Consider the following 18,830-nt stretch of genomic DNA (forward strand, 5'->3'; position numbering starts at 1 on the left):
TTCGTCATGTTGCGATGAACCAGTGAAAGGGAAGCCGATGACCGACGATGCGGCGTTGAACTTGTTGTGGCGGTATGAAAGCGCGTTCAACGCCAACGATGCCGACGCCATGAACGCGCTGTTCTGGGAGGACAGCACCTTCGTCAACTTCAGCGGCGGTCTGGTGACCGGCCGGGATGAACTACTCGCCAAACAGCGGTTCGTGTTCGCTCCGGGCGGCCCCCTTCACGAGGTCGGCGTCCGGTACGAGCACGAGGCGTCGATCGAGCTGGCCCCCACGATTGTGCAGGTGGTGGCTCGGCAGCGCACCCGAGACGGCGTCGACCCGGCTGACGATCCGATGCACGGCCTGATCATCCTGACCGCTGAGTCCCGCGGCGACGAATGGCGGATCCGCACGGGGCAGAACACACCCGTGAGCACCAGATAGTCGACCTATGGGCCCTGGGGGCCGTCCGAGAGGAAGACGTACGTAGCGTCCCAGATGTGCCAGGCGTGCCGGTCCGACTCACCGTGTCATAGCGCTGTTGTCGGCCTCTTGCCAGTTCGCGACAATCGGCGGTCGCGCGCCCTCACTCGTATTCGATGCCGACCTCGGGGGTGCACGCCAGCGACTGGCAGGTGAGTACGTACCCGTCGGCCAGATCCTCGTCGGTGAGCGCGTCGTTGACTCGCATGTGGACCCGACCGCCGGTCAGCAGCGCCATGCAGGTGCCACAGTTACCCGCTTCGCACGACGACGGCGGGACGAGTCCGGCACGGCGGGCGGCCTCGAGGACGGTCTCGTCGGGCCGGATATCGGCGGTGACGGTCCTGCCGTCGAGGGAGATCGTGACCGAGGCGGTCTCGGTCATCGGTTCCGGGCGCACTGCGGATTCGGTCATGTCGCTCTCCTCGAAAAGGGCAGTCGTGGCCGTCAGCGGCCGGTCCAGCGTGGGGCGCGTTTGGCGGCGAAGGCACGTGGGCCTTCCTGGGCGTCGTCGCTCTCGTAGCAGTGGGTCGAGGCGTGGCGGGCCGCTTGCAGCGCCGCCGAGCGCCCCATCTCGGTGGCGAGCATGACGGTCTGACGTGCCGCCGCTACCGAAAGTGGCGCGCCGGCAATGATTCTGCCCGCCAGCTCCAGCGCTGTCGACAGCAGCTGCTCCGGTTCGGCGAGACGGTTCACCAGACCTATCTCGTAGGCGCGTTGTGCGTCGATGGGGTCGCCGGTGAGCAGGATCTCCATCATGACGCGCTGCGGGATCATGTGGATCAGCGGTGCGGCCCACGGGGAACTGCGGCCGACCTTCACCTCGGTGACGGCGAATGTCGCGGTGGTGGAGGCGACGCACAGGTCGCAAGCCTGGGCGATCATCCAGCCACCGGCGAATGCCGCGCCATTCACCGCGGCGATGGTCGGCTTGGTGAGTTCGACGGTATCGTACGGCAGGGGGAACATGTCCCGCGGCGGGACCGTCATCCCGGTGCCGACCATCTCCTGCAAATCGCCGCCCGCGCAGAACGCCTTGCCCGCGCCCGTCAGGACCGCGACGCGCAGGGCGGGGTCGCGCTCGAATCGTTCCCAGGCGGCGAACAGCCCCGCACGCACCTCCTTGTCCAGGCAGTTGCGCCGTTGCGGCCGATTCAAGGTGATGACTGCGATGGCGTCCGAGCGCGCGTCGAAAAGCACTGCGTCCCCGTCCGACTGCGCCGCGTGGTAGCTCATCAGAATCCCCTCTTCTCGATCATGTCTGCTGCGCGCTCCAGTTCCTCGCGGAAGTCCGGGTGGGCGATGGCGACCAGGCGGCGCGCCCGTTCGGCCAGACTGCGGCCGGCGAGTTCGGCGGCGCCGTATTCGGTGACGATCACGTCGACGTCGCTGCGAGCGGTGGTCACCGGGCCCGACAGCGCGGCGGTGATCCGGCTGACCGTGCCGCCCTTGGCGGTGGCGGGCAGCGCGATGACCGCGTGCCCGCCAGGCGAACGCGCCCCGGCACGAACGAAGTCCACCTGCCCGCCGGTGCCGCCGACGTAGGCGGATCCGCTCTGCTCGGCGTTCACCTGGCCGGTGAGATCGACCTCCATGGCGGAGTTGATCGTCACGAGGCGGTCCAGCCGGGCGAGGACGGCCGGGGCGTGGGTGTAGGCGGTGGTGCGCATGGATACGAGCGGATTGCGTTCGGCGAAGCGGTAGAGACGGTCGGTGCCGATGAGCGCGCCGGTGACCGAGACGCCTCGGTCGATCGGCTTGCGCGCGTTGGTGATCACGCCCGCCTCGACCAGGTCGACCAGGCCGTCGCCGATCATGCCGGAGTGGACGCCGAGGTCGGCGCGGTCGTGCAGCAGGCGCAGCACCGCGTCGGGCACGGCGCCGACACCGGTCTGCAGTACCGCGCCGTCGTCGATGTAGGCCGCGACATGGCGGGCGATCGCCTCGTCGAGCGGTCCGATCGACGCGGGCGGCACCTGAACGGGCGGGCGCGAAACGGCCACGGCCACATCGATCTCCGAGGAGTGCACGCGCTCGCCACAGGTGCGCGGCACCTGGTCGTTGACCTCCGCCACCACTACCCGCGCCGCCGCGATCGCCGCCCGCACGTGGTCGCTGATCAGGCCGAGACTGTGGGTACCGTCGGGGTCTGCCGGAGCGACCTGGACGAAGGCGACGTCACAGCCCAGGATTCCCTCCTCGATCATCGGCCCGACCCGGCTGACGTGACAGGGAACCACTCGCAGCCGGTGCTCGCGGGTCAGCGCCCGTAGCGATCCGATCGCCCCCATGCTCACCGGTGTGAAAGCGTCGGCGGCCGAGGGGGTCAGCAGTCCGGAGAAGCTTGTCGCGATGAACAGCGACAGACCGTCGATCTCGGTGCCCTGCGCGATGAGCGCCTCGATCAGGGTCGTCGGCTCGCCGCACGCCTGTCCGGCGACGATGCGATCACCCGGCCGCAGAATCGCGCGCAGATCGACATCGGGAAGGGGAAGCGCCGCGGTCATCGGGTCCGCCCGTTCGTCCCGGCCGAGCGAGCCCCCGAGCGTTCATCGGCGTCGGCCGCGGGGGCCTCGTTCTCCGCTGCCGGCACACTTCTCGACGGCAGTGGGCCTTCGTCTCCAGCGCGGGCTCCGGATTGCGTGGACACGCGCAGCCCGCTCAGCACCTCCTCGGTGTCGGCGCCGAGACGGGGCGCGGGTCCGCCCACCCGGCCCGGTGTCCGGGAGAACCAGGTCGGCGGGCCGGGGAACCGCACCGGCCCGTTCGGCGAATCGACGGTCTGGAAGAACCCGGTGGCATTCAGGTGCGGGTTGTCGAACAGCTCGTCCAGCGAGCGCACCGGCGCAGCCGGGATCTCCAGGGCGCGCAGCAGTTCCAGCCACTCGCCGGTGGTGCGCTGCAGGAAGGTGTCGGCGAGGTGGGCGTAGACGGTGTCGATGCGGGCGGCGCGCTGGGCGAGGGTGGCGAATTCCGGTCCGGCCCACGGCGGGCGCAGGGCCTCGACGAAGGTGTTCCAGTGCTTGTCGTTGTAGACCAGCGCGGCGAGGTGGCCGTCGGCGGTGCGGTAGGGCTTGCGGTTCGGGGTGATCGCGCGCGGATACCCGGCGGGACCGAGCGGCGGATCGAACAGCGCGCCGTTGGCGTGTTCGACGAGCATGAACGCGGCCATCGTCTCGAACATGGCGACTTCGACCTCCTGACCTTCGCCGGTGCGTTCCCGATGGAACAGCGCCATCGTGGTCGCGTACAGCGCGGTCATCCCGGCGACCTTGTCGGCGATGATGGTTCCGGCGAAACCCGGTGAGCCGGTGAGCCGCTCCTGCACGAACGGGATGCCGCACTCGGCCTGCACGGTGTCGTCGTAGGCCGGGAGATCGGCGTCGGGGCCGGTGCGGCCGTAGCCGTAGCAGTTGGTGTAGACGATCGATGGATTGAGCGCGGCGACGGCGTCGTAACCGAAGCCGAGGCGCTCGATGGCGGCGGCTCGCATGGAGTGCACGAACACGTCCGCGTCGGCGACGAGCGTGCGGAGCGCGGCGGCGCCTTCCTCGGTGCGCAGGTCCAGTACCACGCTGCGCTTACCCCGGTTGACATTGACGAACACGCCGCTCATCCCCGGTTCGGGGCCGACCGAGATGTAGCGGGTGTCGTCGCCGCGGGGAGGCTCGATCTTGATCACCTCCGCCCCCATGTCGGCCATGATCTGCGTGCAGTAGGGGCCCATGACCATCGCCGTGAGATCGATGACCCGGATTCCGGAAAGCGGTCCTGCCGTAGTCGGCGCGTTGTCGTTCATCGCGTCCCTCATTTCTCAGCAGTCGCGACGCTATCTGATGAATCTTTACAAGGATAGGGCCGACAGTGTTATCTAGGAACGGTGGACAGATTCACCGGCATTCGCCCGATCGCCCATGTGCTGCGCGGCGCGCGGCCGGATTCCCCCGCGCTGATCGCCGCCTCCGGCACGTGGACCTACGCCGAACTCGACGAGCAGGCCGACCGCGCCGCGGGCGCGTTGTGGTCGCTGGGGGTGCGGCCGGGCGACCGGGTCGCCGCCTGCCTGCACAACGATCTGGCCATCGTCGCCGCCTTCCACGGCGCACAGCGGATCGGCGCGATCTGGGCCGGGATCGGGGAAGCACTCGCCCCGGCCGAACAGCAACGCCTGCACGATCTGTGCGCGCCCGCCGTTCTGCTCGCCGGCCACCGGTGGCGCGCGGACCCGGCGAGCAGCGTCGGCTCCGATCGCTGGGCGGCCCTGCTCGCCACGGCCGAGCCCGCACCCGATGTGGAACACGACATCGACGCACCCGCCGCAATCGCCTTCACCAGCGGCACTTCCGGGAATCCGAAGGCCGTCGTGCACAGCCAGCGCAACATGCTCCTCCCCGGCGCCGCGCTCGTCGCGACCCGCGGCTGGGACACGGCATTGCGCAAGGGCGACAGCTTCCCGCTGACGATCCTGAACCTGATGATCCTGTCCACCCTGACCACCGCCCAGGCAGGCGGAACCGCCGTCATCATGGACCGCCGCGATGTCGACGGCGTGGCCGAGTGGATCGCCGAGCATCGCGTCACGGTCTGGAACGGCGCTCCGGCGCAGGTGTACGACCTGGCCCGACGGCCGGACGCCGACCTCACCTCGCTGCGCGAAGTCTGGAGCGGCGGCAGCGACACCCCCGACGCGGTGCGCGAAGCCTTCGCCGCCACGCACGGATCGGTCCCGCGCGCCACCTACGGACTCACCGAAGCCCCCACCGTCGTCGCGATCGACCCACCCGGCGACGAATGGTCACCCGGCGGCAGCGGCCGGGTACTCCCCCAGTTCGACGTGGCCGCCTACGACGACGAGGGCAGGCGACTACCGCCGGGCGCCCTCGGCGAACTGCGGCTCGCCGCCGCGCAGGAAGGCCCATGGGCCCGACTGTGGCGACCGGCCCTCGGCTACTGGTCCGATGGAGCGATCGTCCCGCCCGAGCCCGGCCCTTTCGCGACCGGCGATATCGGCACCGTCGACGAACAGGGCCGATTGTCGGTGCTCGACCGCAAGAAGATGGTCATCATCAGGGGTGGCGCGAACGTCTATCCCCTGGAGGTGGAAAGAGTGCTGGCAACTCATCCTGACGTGACCGAGGTGGCGGTCTGCCCGGTTCCCGACGACCGGCTCGGCCAGCGGGTCGCCGCGCTCGTCGTGAGCGGCCGTCCCACGGTCGATTTCGACGCACTGGCGCAATGGTGCCGCCGGGAGCTGGCGAGCTACAAGGTGCCGGAGATCTGGGCCGAGGTGAACGCCCTGCCGACGAACGCCATGGGCAAGGTGGAGCGCGCTCGACTGCCCGACCTAGTCACCGAGCGGGAGAGCGGCCGATGAGCGCCGAGCACGCCGACGCCCGGCGAAGGCCCGATGCGAGCGGCGGACGCACGAACGCCCTACGCCTGTTCGACCTGACCGACCGGATCGCCGTCGTCACCGGCGCCTCCTCCGGCCTGGGCGCGGCCGTCGCGGAAGCACTGGCCGGCCTCGGCGCGCGAGTGGCCCTGATCGCCCGCCGCGCCGACCGCCTCGAAGAACTGGCGAAAGGTCTGGACGGATTGGCTGTGGTCCGCGACCTCGGCGATCCCGGCCAAGCGGCCTCCGGCATCGAGGAAGTCGCCGAGCACCTCGGCCCACCGGAGATTCTGATCAATGCGGCGGGCAACCGGTTCACCACCGAACGCGCCGAATCCGAGCCGCTGGAAGCCGTCCAGAACACCCTCGCCCTGAACCTCATGGCGCCGATCCTGTTGTCCCAGGCCGTGTTCCCGCACATGGTTGCCGCCGGACGCGGGTCGATCGTGAACGTCTCCTCGATCAGCGGCCGCGTCGGCGTGCCGGGTATTCCGCAGGCCTCCTATGCCGCGAGCAAGGCCGGACTCTCGGGACTCACGACGGAGCTGGCCGTGCAGTGGGCCCGGCATTCGATCCGGGTGAACACCGTCGCCCCCGGCTTCTTCCGCAGCGAGATCACCGACGATCTCTACGACAGCGAGCGCGGCGCCGCCTACCTGCGCCGCAATATCCCCCTGCCCGTCGAGGGCACCGCCGAGGACATGGTCGGCGCGATCGCCTGGCTCGCCGGGGATGCCGCCCGCTACGTGACCGGCCAGACCGTCGTCGTGGACGGCGGCTGGACCGCGCGCTGAACGGGGCGGCCCGCGCCCCGTTGACAGCACCCACCAGTAATGAAAGCATTATTTCAATTTCGGAGAATTACATTCTCAAACACGGAACACTGACTTGCGGACCGTGGCGAGACCCCGGACCGTGGTCCGGCTCCGAGCTGAGGTTCCGGCACCGCCGGAGGAAGGACTATCCCCGATGTTCTCGGCACTACTGCTCGACAAGAGCGATTCCGGCCTCGAGGTCGCGGTGACCGGTCTCGACGACAGCGCGCTGCCCGAAGGCGATGTCACCGTCGACGTGCGTTACTCGACGCTCAACTACAAGGACGCGCTGGCGATCACCGGGAAGTCACCGGTGGTCAGGAAGTTCCCGATGGTCCCCGGCATCGACTTCGCCGGTGTGGTCGCCGAGAGCTCGCACCCGAACTGGTCGGCGGGCGATCACGTGGTGCTCAACGGCTGGGGCGTCGGCGAGACCCATTGGGGCGGCTTGTCCCAGCGCGCCCGCGTCGACGGCGACTGGCTGATCCCACTGCCGTCCGCGTTCACCGAACGCCAGGCGATGGCCATCGGCACCGCCGGCTACACCGCGAGCCTGTGTGTGGAGGCGCTGACCGGTCACGGCCTGGTCCCCGATCAGGGCGAGATCCTGGTGACCGGCGCGACCGGCGGCGTGGGCAGCGTGGCGATCGCACTGCTCGCGACCGCCGGATTCACCGTCGCGGCGGCCACCGGCAAGACCGCCGAGGGCGACTACCTGCGCGAGCTGGGCGCGAGCACGATCATCGACCGCGCGGAGCTGGCCGAACGCGGCAAGCCGTTGCAGAAGGAGCAATTCGCCGGCGTCGTCGACACCGCGGGCAGCCACACCCTGGTCAATGCCGCTGCCCGCACCCGTTACGGGGGCGCGGTCGCGGCGTGCGGTCTCGCGCAGGGCATGGACCTGCCCGGCACCGTCGCCCCGTTCATCCTGCGCGGCGTCACCCTCTACGGCATCGACAGCGTCATGGCGCCGGTGCCCCGGCGGCTGGCGGCCTGGGACCGGCTGGCCCGCGACCTCGATCCGCACGCGCTCGAGGCCATCGCCGAGGAGATTCCGCTCGCCGAGGCCGTCGCGGCGGCGGACCGGTTCATCGAGGGCACGGTGCGTGGACGCATCGTCGTCGACGTCAATCGCTGAGCAGGAGCGCATCATGGCTACGAGAAAGAAGACACCCACCCCCGAGCCCGAACTCGATCTCAGCGATGTCGAGCACCGGGTCGGCAAGCCGGTGGGCGGCGGCCAGCTGTGGGATCCGTGCAGCACCTCCGACATCCGGCGCTGGGTGATGGCGATGGACTACCCGAATCCGCTGCACTGGGATCAGGAGTTCGCCCGCGAATCCCGCTACGGCGGTCTGATCGCGCCGCAGTCGATCGCGGTAGCGCTGGACTACGGGCACGGCGCCCAGCCTGCCTGCGTCGGGCACATCCCGGGCAGCCATCTGATCTTCGGCGGCGAGGAGTGGTGGTTCTACGGCACTCCGGTCCGGCCCGGCGACACGCTGTTCCAGGAACGGCGCTTCCACGACTACAAGGTCGTGCAGACGAAGTTCGCCGGGCCGACCATGTTCTCCCGCGGCGACACCACCCACCGCAATCAACACGGCGCGTTGGTGGCCCGCGAGCGATCCACGGCCATCCGGTATCTCGCCGCCGAGGCGACCAAGCGCGGCATGTACGACAACCAGCTCGGCGAGATCCGCACCTGGAGCAACGACGAACTGCTCGAGATCGAGCAGTTGCGCCACGAGTGGCTGCTGTCGAACCGGCTGGGCGTCTCACCGCATTTCGACGAGGTGAAGGTCGGCGACAAGCTGCCGCGCCGGGTGCTCGGCCCGCACTCCATCGCCACCTTCACCACCGAGTACCGCGCCTTCCTGTTCAACATCTGGGGCACCTTTCACTGGACTGCGCCGGAAGGACTCGACGATCCCTGGATCAACCAGGACCCCGGCTGGACCGAAGGATTCGAGTTCGACGAGGAAGGCGCGCGCATCGACCCGCGCAAGCGCGACGGCCTCTACGTCGGGCCGTCCCGTGGGCACATCGACGCGGGCAAGGCCGGGGAGGTCGGCATGGCCCGCGCCTACGGCTACGGCGCGACCATGGGCGCCTGGTGCACCGACTATCTCGCCTTCTGGGCGGGCAACGACGGCATGGTGCGCCACACCAAGGCCGACTTCCGCGGCCCGGCCTTCGAAGGCGATGTCACCTACTTCGACGCCGAGATCATCGGCAAGGAACCGGATTCGACGTGGGGCGTGCCGCTGGTGCAGGTCCACCTGCGACTGACCAACCAGGATTCGACGGTGCTGGTCGACTGCACCGCCGAACTCGAACTGCCGCACTGAGGCGGGCAAGGAAGAGGATCGACCATGGCCACCCCCACCGATCTCGCCGGGGCGCCGGCGATCGCCTCCGGACCACCGCTGGCGGAGGAACCCGGCCTGGGCGCGCTCACCCTGCCCGGCTTCCTGCGCGAGGTGACCGACGCCTTCGGCGAGCGCACCGCGCTGCTCGCCCACGAGGAATCCGGCACGGTCTCGTGGACCTATCGGGACCTGTGGGACCGCTCGCTCGAGGTGGCTCGCGCGCTGCGCGCCGCCGGGGTGGGCAAGGATTCCCGTGTCGGGGTGCTGATGACGAACCGGCCGGAGTGGCTGTCGGCGGTGTTCGGCACCGCGCTGGCCGGGGGCGTCGCCGTCACGCTGAGCACGTTCTCCACCCGCGCCGAACTCCACGATCTGCTGACGATTTCGGGCGTCTCGGTATTGCTGTTCGAACGTCACGTGGCGCGAACAGATTTCGCCGAAACACTGCTCGAGCTCGAACCCACGATCGGCACCGTCGAGCCGGGGGCGTTGCGATCGACGACCTACCCGTTCCTTCGCCGGATCGCGGTGGTCGGTGAGCCGCGTGCGGGAACCGCAATCGAAAGCTGGGACGACTTGCTCGCCGGTGGAGCCGACGAGCCGGTGGCCGGAATCGAGGCGAGCGCGGCGGCGGTGCGGCCCAGTGACACCGCCGTACTGTTCTTCTCCTCGGGAACCACGAGCAAGCCCAAGGGCATTCGCAGCGCGCACCGGGGCGTCACCGTGCAGATGTGGCGATTCCGCCGGATGTTCGGCTTCGGCCCCGACGACACCGTGCGCTGCTGGACTGCCAACGGTTTCTTCTGGTCCGGCAATTTCGGCCAGGCCCTCGGCGCGACGCTGGCCGCCGGCGGCACCCTGATCCTGCAACGCACCTTCGATGCCGCGGAAGCCGTCGCGCTCTTCGAATCCGAGCGGGTCACCTTCCCGGTGGCCTGGCCGCACCAGTGGGCCCAGCTCGCCGACGCCCCCCACTGGGCCGACGCCGATCTCGGCGCCCTGCGCTTCGTCGATGCCGACACCCCCGCCGCCGCCCATCCGACGGTGGACACCAACTGGACCCAGCCCGGCCGCGCCTACGGCAACACCGAGACCTTCACCATCTCCACCTGCTACCCGGCCTGCACCCCTGACGACGTCCACGCGGGAAGCAGCGGTATCCCGTTGCCCGGCAATACGATCAAGATCGCCGACCCGCTCACCGGAGCCGTGCTCACCCGCGGCGAGGCGGGCGAGATCTGTGTCAAAGGCCCGACCCTCATGCTCGGCTACGAGGGCATCCCCCTCGACGAGACCCTCGACGCCGACGGCTACTTCCCCACCGGCGACAGCGGCTACCTCGACGAGACCGGCAGGCTGTACTGGAAAGGCCGCCTCACCGACCTCATCAAGACCGGCGGCGCGAACGTCTCCCCGCTCGAGGTCGACGCAGAACTCGCCCGCCACCCCGGCGTGAAGGTCGGCCGCACCGTCGGCGTCCCGCACGACACCCTCGGCGAAGCAGTGGTCTCCTGCGTGATCCCGCACTCCGGCGCCGACCTCGACGCCGACACCGTGCGCACCTTCCTCCGCGAGCGGTTGGCCGCCTACAAAGTCCCCCGCCACGTGCTGTTCTTCACCGAGGACGACCTGGCCCTCACCGGCAGCGCCAAGATCAAATCCGCCGACCTCCGCCGGCTCGCCGCCGAACGACTGGACATCACCTGACAGATCCTCACAGCAACCCGACAGTCCCCACAGCCACCGGGCACAGTCCCCACAGCCACCGGCACGGTCACCGGCCGCCTCCGGCACGACAACGACGTCGTGGCCGGGCCCGCCTCCGGCGAGCGTCGCGCGCGAGGAGTTCTGTTCTCCGACAACGAAGTCGGAGAACAGAACTCCTCGCGCTACGGTGCCGGTGACTTCAATCGGACGCGGCGTGTGCGTCGATCGGCGCCAAGGCCCCGACGAGAGCCGCGATACAAACGTCGCGAAGCTGGTCGCGGGTGCAGAAGCGCCGATCCAGCCAGTCGACCGTGAGCACCCGGACGAAGGTCAGCCAGCCGATGAGCACCGAGGACGCGAGTGCGCGGCGGCGGCCGGTGAAGCCGGAGACGTCGAGCATGCGGTCACGCAGCTCGCCCAGTTCGCCCCAGATGATCGCCTGGACGGTGGGATCGCCCGCGAGCTGCCGGTTGGCCGCGATCACCGAGTGCGCATTGGCCTCGAAATAGCCGAGATGAGTGTCCAGCCCCGCGGCCAGCTGTTCGGCGAGAGGCCGCTCCGGGTCCAGGACGATGGCGCCGAGCAGCTGTTCGGTCGCTCGCCGGAATACCTCGGCGAACAGTTCTCGCTTGGTGGGAAAGTGACGGTACAGCAGTGCCCGGGAGACTCCGGCTGCCGCCGCCACATCCTCCATCAGGACGTGATCGTAGGCCCGTTCGGCGAACAGGCGCTCCCCGGCGTCCAGCAGGAGTCTGCGGCGCACTTCCGGGGCGAGCCGACGACGGGTGCTCATGCCGCCCAGCTTAGTTGACGCGCGTCTACTAAGCGCCGTATGGTCTTGGTAGACATACGTCTACCAAGCTGAAGTGGCTCGAATCATGCTGCGCGCGGGGATCGCCGGACAAGGAGCTCACATGGAGAAAACGCTGCGGTCGCTCTGCTGGGTCATGGGCGTCGCCTGCCTTCTCATCGGAATCGCTCACATCGTCGTCGGCCCGGCGGCGGTCCCGGATACCGGTTCCCTCACCGCCACCGATGACAGCCAGAACCGCTTTTTCGGTGCGATCTTCGCGGGCTACGGACTCGCCTGGATCTGGGCGGCGCGGCAGTCGCCGATAGCCGGGGAGGCGGTCCGATGGCTTGCCGGGATCTTCTTCGTGGGCGGCATCGCCCGCCTGGTCTCGATAGCCGCGCACGGATGGCCGCATGGGTTCGTCATCGTCCTGACCGTCCTCGAACTGGCGCTCCCACCTGTCTACTTCTGGTTGGCCCGAGGCACCGAGGAGAGCCGAGCGGCATCGGTGACGTCCGCTGCTCGACAGATCCGGTAGCGACAGACGGCCGCTACCGGTAGCGGGCCGCGATGAACTTGCGGTGTGCGGCAGGCAGCCCGAACAAGGTCCGGCTGAGCGTCGCCCGTTTGAGATGCACGTGCAGGCCGCTCTCCCAGGTGTAGCCGTAGCCGCCGTGTAGTTGGAGTCCGGCTCCGGCGACCTCGACGGCGACTTCGGTCGCGTAGGCCTTCGCCCGGGCCACCGCCAGTTCGGCCGCGGCCAGCGTGGACACCGAGTCCTCGGTGTCCACCGTGGCGATGCCGGCGAGGGCTGAGACCGCCGCGTCGGCCAGCCGGCGCGCGACGGTGACCTGTACCAGCATGTCGGCGCACGTGTGCTTCACGGCTTGGAAGGAACCGACCGGCCTGCCGAATTGCGCACGCAAACCGACGTATTCGACGGTGGCGTCCAGTACCGCCGCACTCGTGCCGAGCGCATCGCGGGCTACCGCAAGCGCAGCCCTGGCGCGCAACATGCGCAGCATTCTCGACCCGGAGGAGCGTGGCTGCCAGACCGCCCGCACCGCCGCTCCGGAAGCGGCGACTCGGCCGATCGAGCGCGTGGCGTCCACCAGCGGGATCGCTTCGACGGTCAGCCCAGCGCTGTCCGGGTCCAGTACGGCGAGCACGATCCGTCCGCCGTCGTCTCTGGCGGGAACCAGCAGGAGATCGGCTTCGGGTGCGTCGAGCACGAAGCTCGCGCTGCCGTCCAGCACATGACCGAGTGGGCCGGAGGTGAGCCGGAACCCGGGGTCGGACAGCCGCACTCCCGGGTCGGCCGCGTTCGGCCAGGCCACACGATCGGCATCGAGCACCAGCACCGGGACCTCCGTGCCCGCCACCGTCTCGCGGAACATGCTGTCGCGCAACGGATGCCGCCGCACCGCGGCCAGAGCGGGCACAGTCAGCGCAAGCACCCCCGGCAGCGGGGTCCGCGCTGCGGCACGGCCCACCTCGTCCAGCACCACCGCCACTTCGGCGATCGTCGCCGCCGCGCCGTCGAACTCCTCGGGAGCTTCGAGCCCCGGCCACCCGGCTCTGCTGATCGCCGACCACGGCACCGTCTCGTTGCCGGCTGTGCCCAGCAGATCGCGCGCCACGGAACGCAATTCGTCGTGGAATTCGCCGAAAGCCTCGCCGTCGGTCTCGCCGGGGTTGCCGATCACGGCTCGCTCACCACCACCACCACTGCGGTCACCACTGTGCCCGCCCATCACCGCGCCGCCGGTTCCCTGGGCAACCCCAGTCCGCGCTCACCGATGATGGTGCGCTGGATCTCGCTGGTGCCGCCGGGAATCGTCCACTCCCAGGAGCCGATGAAATCGAGCACCCATGCCCCGGATTCCCAGCCGCTGGAGCGGGGTTTGGTCAGGACGGTGTGCGCGGCCGGGCCGGCGAGTTCGGCGCCGAAGTCGGTCGTGCGTTGCAGCAATTCGCTGTAGAAGAGCTTGACGATCGAGGCGTCGGCGGGGCCTACCGCGCCTGCCTCGTGGCGTTCGACCAGGTCGCGGCAGAGGGCTCGCAGGCCGGTGATCTCGATGTCGAGCCGGGCGAGCCGGTCAGCGACCACGGGGTCGTCGAGCGCGCGTCCGGCCGGACTCTGCCGGGAGGCGAGTTCGACCAGCCGGCGGAAGCCGGCGTTGCCGAGGCGTTCGGCGAGCTCGAGCATGGTGAGGCCGCGTTCGGCGCCGAGGGTCTGCTGGGCCACCTGCCAGCCCGCGTTCGGGGCGCCGATCAGGTTCGCGGCGGGGATACGCACCTCGTCGAGAAAGATTTCGCAGAAGTGGGATTCGCCGGTGGCCTGCCGGATCGGGCGGACCTCGAGGCCGGGGCTGCGCATGTCGAGCAGGAAGTAGGAGATGCCGCGCCGGGGCGGGGCATTCGGGTCGGTGCGGGCGAGCAGCAGGCACCAGTCGGCGTAGTGCGCGCCGCTGACCCACACCTTCTGCCCGGTGACGACCCAGTCGTCACCGTCGAAGCGGGCCGCGGTGCGCAGCGAGGCGAGATCCGAGCCCGCGCCGGGCTCGGAGAAGCCCTGCGCCCAGATCTCGCCGTCGAGGATCGCGGGCAGGTGCTTGCGGCGCTGGTCCTCGGTGCCCGCGGCGAGCAGGGTGGCGGCCGCGTGATGGACGCCGACGAAGGCCAGGACGAGGCGGGGCGCGTCGTGTGCGGCGAGTTCCTGGTAGAGGACGATCTGCCGGTCGAGGGGCATCCCGCCGCCCCATGCGGCGGGCCAGTGCGGCACCGCGAAGCCCGCGGCGCGCAGCCGCTGGAACCAGTCCCGCTGAAAGCGCACGAATTCGGCGTCGGAGGCGTCGGTCTGGGTGACGCGCCAGTCGGCGGGGATGTTCTCGCGGCACCAGCGGCGCACCTGCTCGCGGAAATCGTGCAGTTCCCCGGCGGCGCGGCCGGCGGTCACGCTGTCACCGGAGTCGGTGCGGCCGACACGGGCGCCGTCACGAGCGCCGCCGCAAAGCCAGCAGACGGTCACGATGCTCGTCGGTGCCCATCGACACCACCTCGGCGGCGAAACCGGCTTGCATGGGCCCCGCCAGAGCTTGCGAAAGATACATGTTCACCACCCTTTTCGTGCCGCGCAGCGCCTCGGCGGGCTGCGCGGCGAGCCGGTGCGCGAGTGCCACCGCCTCGATCAGCAACTCTTCCGCGGCGACCACCCGGCTGGCCAGCCCCACCTGCACCGCGGTGGCGGCGTCGATGCGGTCACCGGTGTAGAGGAATTCACGGGTACGCAGGATCGGGGTGAGCAGCGGCCAGAACGCCGCGCCGCCGTCTCCGGCGACCAGCCCGACCGCCACATGCGGGTCGGCCAGGTACGCGCGCTCGGACATCAACACGATGTCGCAGAGCACCGCGATGCTCGCGCCCAGTCCCATCGCGGCGCCGTTGACCGCCGCGATCACCGGCAGCGGGAAGCGCAGGATCTCCTCGATGATCTGCGCGCCCTCCCGGATGCTCTCGTCGCGCGCCACCGGATCGTCCAGGAACGAGGTGATCCAGTCCAGGTCGCCCCCGGCGCTGAATGCCCGGCCCGCACCGGTCAGGACAACCACTTTCGCTCCGGTGTCGGCGGCCAGATACCGCCACACTTCGGCCAAGGCGCGGTGCAGATCGGCGTTCACCGCGTTGAGTTCCGCGGGGCGATCGATGAGCACCGTGCGGACCGGGCCGTCGGCGGTGACGGTCAACCCCGGCGGCAGATCGTATTCCAGCTCTTTCATCGCTCCCCCGGTTCCGAGAACAGGCCGGTCAGGCCGCGCGTGCCGATCCGGCGGGTGAGCCACTCCTCGGTGCCACTGCTTCCGACCGGGAGCCGGCGCAGCGGCAGGCTGTGTCGGGACAGCCACGACAGCGGGCTCTCGTCGCAGAACCCGAGCGCGCCGTGCAGTTGGTGGGCCACCCGGAAGACGATGTCGGCCGCTTCGAGCGCCGCCAGTCGCAGTGCCAGCGCGTCGGCCACGGCATCGGACCTCCCCGACTGGATGCTCCAGATCGCGTAGCGCGCCAGCATTTCCACGCCCTTGCGCTCCACCTCGGCGTCGGTCAACTGGAACTGCACCGCCTGGAATTCGGCCAGCGGCTTGCCGAACTGCTCACGCACCAGCACGTGGTCCTTGGCGAGTTCCACCGCGCGATCGAGCATGCCCAGCAGGGTCCAGCACTGGAGCGTGAGCACGAGCGCGAGGTCGGCATCGGGCGAAGCGTCTCGGGTGGCACCATCCGCGGTGCCGACCCCGCCGGTCTGTCCGACCGGGACCGAGTGAGGCGAGCCGTTCGAACGGCCGTCCGCACCGCCGAGGCTCTCGAACTCGACCCGCAGGGCGAACGCCCCGGTCCGGCCCGAAGCGAGCACTTCACGACGAGCCGAATCCCGCACGCGCACCAGCCCGCGCCCACCGTTCGGCGTCACCGCGACGAAGCGCAGATCGAGGCCGGCCAGCGCCGCGGCGGGTTCCGGCCCGGACACCACGATCAACCCGTCCGCACCGGAGCCGGAGAGCGCGGACCCGGTCGGCACGGCCCCGACCGGGTCCACGGGCCGGGCCAACCGCTCGGCCACGGGGTAGGGCGTCGCCCAATACCCGCAGGCCCGGCACAGCGCGGCCGCCGCCTCCAGTTCGAGCGGATCGTGGCGCGGCGCCAGATCCCACGCCCCGATCCGGTGCAGCACCGGTGACACCAGTTCGTGGCGGCAGTACGGGTCCAGTTCGGCCGCGCGGACGAGTTCGTCGCCACCGGCGGCGCCCAGCGCGCGCACTGCCTGAGACCCGAATTCGGTGGCCTCCGCCGCGAGTTCGATACCCATGACGTCCGGCTCCGTCGTCCCCGAACCGGCTCCACCTTCCGTCGGCACGGCCGCGGTACTCATGCCGCATCCCCCGTTCGTCGTGTGCCGCCGAGCAGTGCGCGCGCCAGCAGGATCTGCTGCATCTCGATGCTGCCGGAGGCCACGGTCGCGGCATTGGCATAACGCCAGTGGTCCTCGACCGCACGGCGGAACACCCGATGCCCGTCGTCGTCGGTGGACACCTGCCCGGCGAGCTCGGTGAGCAAGCTCGCGCTCTCCTGATCCAGTCGTGTCACGGCGATCCGGTAGGCGGCGACATCGCCGGGAGCGACGCGACCGGCGCGCTGGGCAGCCAGCACCTGGTAGGCGAGCAGCCGGGCCCGGCGCGCACGGGTCAGCATTCGCGCCCAGCGGCCGCGCAATTGCGCGGGCATTGTCGCCCAGCGCTCTCCGAGCATCTCCGGCACTGCCTGCAACAGCCGCTCGCAGCGGGCGTAGCGCGCGATGCCGACCCGTTCGAAGGCCAGCACCTCCTGCACCACCGACCAGCCGTCGTCGACTGTGCCGAGCACATCGGCCTCGGTGACGCGCACTCCGTCGAAGAACACTTCGTTGAGGTGGTGCGGCCCGAGCATCGACCGGATCGGGCGGACCACGATCCCCGGCGCGGACATGGGGAGCAGAAAGACCGTGAGCCCCTGCTGTTTCCGGCCCTCGCTGGAGGTGCGGGCGAGCAGGAAGCACCATTGCGCCATGGTGGCGTAGGAGGTCCAGATCTTCTGGCCGGTGATGCGCCACCCGTCGCCGTCACGGCGCGCTGCGGTGCGCAGGGAGGCCAGGTCGGAGCCGGAATCCGGTTCGCTGAAACCCTGACACCAGATCACCTCGCCGCGCGCGATCAGCGGCAGATGCAGGCGCTGCTGTTCGGCGGTGCCGTGGCGCATGATGGTCGGGCCGACCCAGTTCACGCCCATGTACTGCGCGCCGCGCGGCTCGTGGTGGGCCCACATCTCCTCGCGGACCACGGTCTGCTCCCATACCGAGGAACCGCGCCCGCCGAACTGCGGAGGCCAAGCCGCGCACAGCAGACCGCGTTCGGCCAGGGTCTGGCAGAAGTGTTGCGCCACGGCCAGATCCGCCGGGTCGTCGGTGAACGCACCCAGGAAGTCGGCGGGGACTTCCGCCGAGATCAGCCGCCGCAATTCCCCGCGTAACTCCGCGGCAGCGTCGCCCATCGTGAAGTCCATGTGGCGCACATTACTTCAATCCTCACAAGGATAACAATGTTTGTATGGTCATTGGCCGGTGACTAGACTGCCGCCATGACCGAGAGGCGGCGCGTGTGAAGACCGACGACAGGCGGCAGGCGTGACGAGCGCTCGCCGCGGCCGGGTGCCGCAGCGCCGCATCGCCGAAACCGTGGCCGCCGAACTGCGCGCCCGCATCCTGGCCGGCGACGACACCTACCGGCTGCCCACCCAGGACCAGCTGGTCCAGGACTTCGGGGTGAGCTATCCCTCGATCCGGGAGGCCCTGCGCATTCTGGAGACCGAGGGCCTGGTGACGGTCCGGCGCGGCAATGTCGGCGGCGCCGAAGTGCATCGACCCGACGAGTCCTCCGCGGCCTACCACCTGGGCCTGGCGCTGCAGGGCGCCCGCGTGACCCTCGGCGATCTCGCCGCGGGCCTGCGCATGCTCGAGCCGACGTGCGCGGCCGAGTGCGCCCGCCGTGACGATCGCGCCGAGGCCGTGATCCCCGCCCTCGTCGAAAGCATCGACCGCTCGGCCGAACTGCTCGACGACGGCGTCGCGTTCACCCACGCCGCCCGCGAATTCCACGACCTCATCGTCTCTTTCACGCCGAATCAAACCGTGCGCTACGTGGTGAGCACGCTGGTCGCGCTGTGGTCGGGGCAGGAAGAGGCGTGGGCGGAGGCGCTCACGCGGCGCGGGGAATACCCCTCGCGCGACGAGGCGAGCGAGGCCGTGCGCACCCATCGGCGGATCGTGCGCGAGATCGAGGCGGGCAAGGCCGAGGAGGCCGAGCGCCTGTATCGCGTCCACCTGGCCGCCACCCAGCAACTCGTGCTCGACCGTTTCGACGACGGCGTCGTCAACGCCTCTTCCGGGGGCGCACGCCCGGCGATCCAGAGCACCTCACACACCCGGCGCTGAGCCACCCGTCACGGCCTCATCCGCGACCGAGCCTCCCGGCGCCGAGTCACTCACCGCCCGTCGCGTCCCCCTGACACCCTCCGGGGCCGAACCGCGCGAACCACATGCCGCCATGCGGTAATGTCATTCTCGAAATTGCAATACGGCTTACCGCCACCAGCTGAGAGGTGGAGCGACAGGCCGGACGACGCCGGGCGCCCGAACCACGGGCGGTCCGGACACCGTTGCGGCACTTGACCGTCCACTCCCCCATGCTTCGGC

Annotated in this window: 18 protein-coding genes; 8 read left to right on the plus strand and 10 right to left on the minus strand. The window is 69.9% G+C overall.

What is annotated here, in order from left to right; all coding sequences use genetic code 11:
- The coding region (locus NS3_RS22200) for a YybH family protein (RefSeq protein ID WP_218018276.1) at positions 1-430 on the plus strand (430 nt) is incomplete at its 5' end.
- A gap of 142 nt (positions 431-572) precedes the next feature.
- On the opposite strand, the gene NS3_RS22205 is transcribed toward NS3_RS22200, so the two are convergent.
- The 4 genes from NS3_RS22205 to NS3_RS22220 are packed head-to-tail and all read right to left on the minus strand — an operon-like array spanning position 573 to position 4,268.
- Positions 573-884 carry a 2Fe-2S iron-sulfur cluster-binding protein gene (locus tag NS3_RS22205; protein WP_067862874.1) on the minus strand — a complete coding sequence of 104 codons (312 nt, stop codon included), beginning with the start codon at positions 882-884 and terminating at the stop codon, positions 573-575.
- A 32-nt stretch (positions 885-916) separates the two neighbouring features.
- Positions 917-1,705, minus strand: a complete 789-nt coding sequence (locus NS3_RS22210) for an enoyl-CoA hydratase/isomerase family protein (protein WP_067862876.1) — start codon at positions 1,703-1,705, stop codon at positions 917-919.
- A complete protein-coding gene (locus tag NS3_RS22215; protein ID WP_067862877.1) occupies positions 1,705-2,976 on the minus strand; it encodes an acetyl-CoA hydrolase/transferase family protein in 1,272 nt (423 codons plus the stop codon). Before NS3_RS22215 ends, NS3_RS22210 begins: the two co-directional genes overlap by 1 nt.
- Entirely contained in the window at positions 2,973-4,268 is a 1,296-nt protein-coding gene (locus NS3_RS22220; protein WP_084495831.1) for a CaiB/BaiF CoA transferase family protein, read from the minus strand. The genes NS3_RS22215 and NS3_RS22220 overlap by 4 nt, the downstream gene beginning before the upstream one ends.
- Positions 4,269-4,349: 81 nt before the next feature.
- On the opposite strand from NS3_RS22220, the gene NS3_RS22225 reads away from it, so the two are divergent.
- The 5 genes from NS3_RS22225 (at position 4,350) to NS3_RS22245 (ending at position 10,755) form a co-directional block, all read left to right on the plus strand.
- A complete protein-coding gene (locus tag NS3_RS22225; protein ID WP_067862881.1) occupies positions 4,350-5,843 on the plus strand; it encodes a class I adenylate-forming enzyme family protein in 1,494 nt (497 codons plus the stop codon).
- Positions 5,840-6,655 (plus strand): SDR family NAD(P)-dependent oxidoreductase, encoded by an 816-nt coding sequence (locus tag NS3_RS22230; protein ID WP_084495832.1) that lies wholly within the window; start codon positions 5,840-5,842, stop codon positions 6,653-6,655. The genes NS3_RS22225 and NS3_RS22230 overlap by 4 nt, the downstream gene beginning before the upstream one ends.
- A 175-nt stretch (positions 6,656-6,830) precedes the next feature.
- Positions 6,831-7,814, plus strand: a complete 984-nt coding sequence (gene acuI, locus NS3_RS22235) for an acrylyl-CoA reductase (NADPH) (protein ID WP_067862883.1) — start codon at positions 6,831-6,833, stop codon at positions 7,812-7,814.
- Positions 7,815-7,827: 13 nt separating this feature from the next.
- Positions 7,828-9,027, plus strand: coding sequence for a MaoC family dehydratase (locus NS3_RS22240; protein WP_067862885.1), 1,200 nt, complete (start codon positions 7,828-7,830; stop codon positions 9,025-9,027).
- Positions 9,028-9,051: 24 nt separating this feature from the next.
- The gene (locus NS3_RS22245; RefSeq protein WP_067862886.1) at positions 9,052-10,755 is read left to right on the plus strand and encodes a class I adenylate-forming enzyme family protein; all 1,704 of its coding nucleotides are present in this window, start codon (positions 9,052-9,054) and stop codon (positions 10,753-10,755) included.
- A 199-nt stretch (positions 10,756-10,954) separates the two neighbouring features.
- On the opposite strand, the gene NS3_RS22250 is transcribed toward NS3_RS22245, so the two are convergent.
- Positions 10,955-11,548, minus strand: coding sequence for a TetR/AcrR family transcriptional regulator (locus tag NS3_RS22250; protein ID WP_067862887.1), 594 nt, complete (start codon positions 11,546-11,548; stop codon positions 10,955-10,957).
- Positions 11,549-11,669: 121 nt separating this feature from the next.
- On the opposite strand from NS3_RS22250, the gene NS3_RS22255 reads away from it, so the two are divergent.
- On the plus strand, positions 11,670-12,086 hold the full coding sequence (locus NS3_RS22255; protein ID WP_067863100.1) for a DUF4345 domain-containing protein: 417 nt from the start codon (positions 11,670-11,672) through the stop codon (positions 12,084-12,086).
- Positions 12,087-12,099: 13 nt separating this feature from the next.
- Here NS3_RS22255 and NS3_RS22260 read toward each other — a convergent pair whose 3' ends face one another.
- The 5 genes from NS3_RS22260 to NS3_RS22280 are packed head-to-tail and all read right to left on the minus strand — an operon-like array spanning position 12,100 to position 17,641.
- Complete coding sequence (locus NS3_RS22260) at positions 12,100-13,254, minus strand: acyl-CoA dehydrogenase family protein (RefSeq protein WP_245649747.1); 1,155 nt, start codon at positions 13,252-13,254, stop codon at positions 12,100-12,102.
- A 47-nt stretch (positions 13,255-13,301) separates the two neighbouring features.
- Positions 13,302-14,507, minus strand: a complete 1,206-nt coding sequence (locus NS3_RS22265; protein WP_067863106.1) for an acyl-CoA dehydrogenase family protein — start codon at positions 14,505-14,507, stop codon at positions 13,302-13,304.
- 37 nt (positions 14,508-14,544) lie between these two features.
- Entirely contained in the window at positions 14,545-15,318 is a 774-nt protein-coding gene (locus tag NS3_RS22270; RefSeq protein WP_067863109.1) for an enoyl-CoA hydratase/isomerase family protein, read from the minus strand.
- A 5-nt stretch (positions 15,319-15,323) separates the two neighbouring features.
- Positions 15,324-16,475, minus strand: a complete 1,152-nt coding sequence (locus NS3_RS22275; protein ID WP_444980682.1) for an acyl-CoA dehydrogenase family protein — start codon at positions 16,473-16,475, stop codon at positions 15,324-15,326.
- A complete protein-coding gene (locus tag NS3_RS22280; protein WP_067862889.1) occupies positions 16,472-17,641 on the minus strand; it encodes an acyl-CoA dehydrogenase family protein in 1,170 nt (389 codons plus the stop codon). Before NS3_RS22280 ends, NS3_RS22275 begins: the two co-directional genes overlap by 4 nt.
- Positions 17,642-17,762: 121 nt before the next feature.
- On the opposite strand from NS3_RS22280, the gene NS3_RS22285 reads away from it, so the two are divergent.
- Positions 17,763-18,569, plus strand: a complete 807-nt coding sequence (locus NS3_RS22285; RefSeq protein ID WP_067862890.1) for a FadR/GntR family transcriptional regulator — start codon at positions 17,763-17,765, stop codon at positions 18,567-18,569.
- Positions 18,570-18,830: the final 261 nt, after the last annotated feature.

The organism is Nocardia shimofusensis NBRC 100134, from assembly GCF_001613125.1.
GTDB classification, from domain to species: Bacteria; Actinomycetota; Actinomycetes; order Mycobacteriales; family Mycobacteriaceae; genus Nocardia; species Nocardia shimofusensis.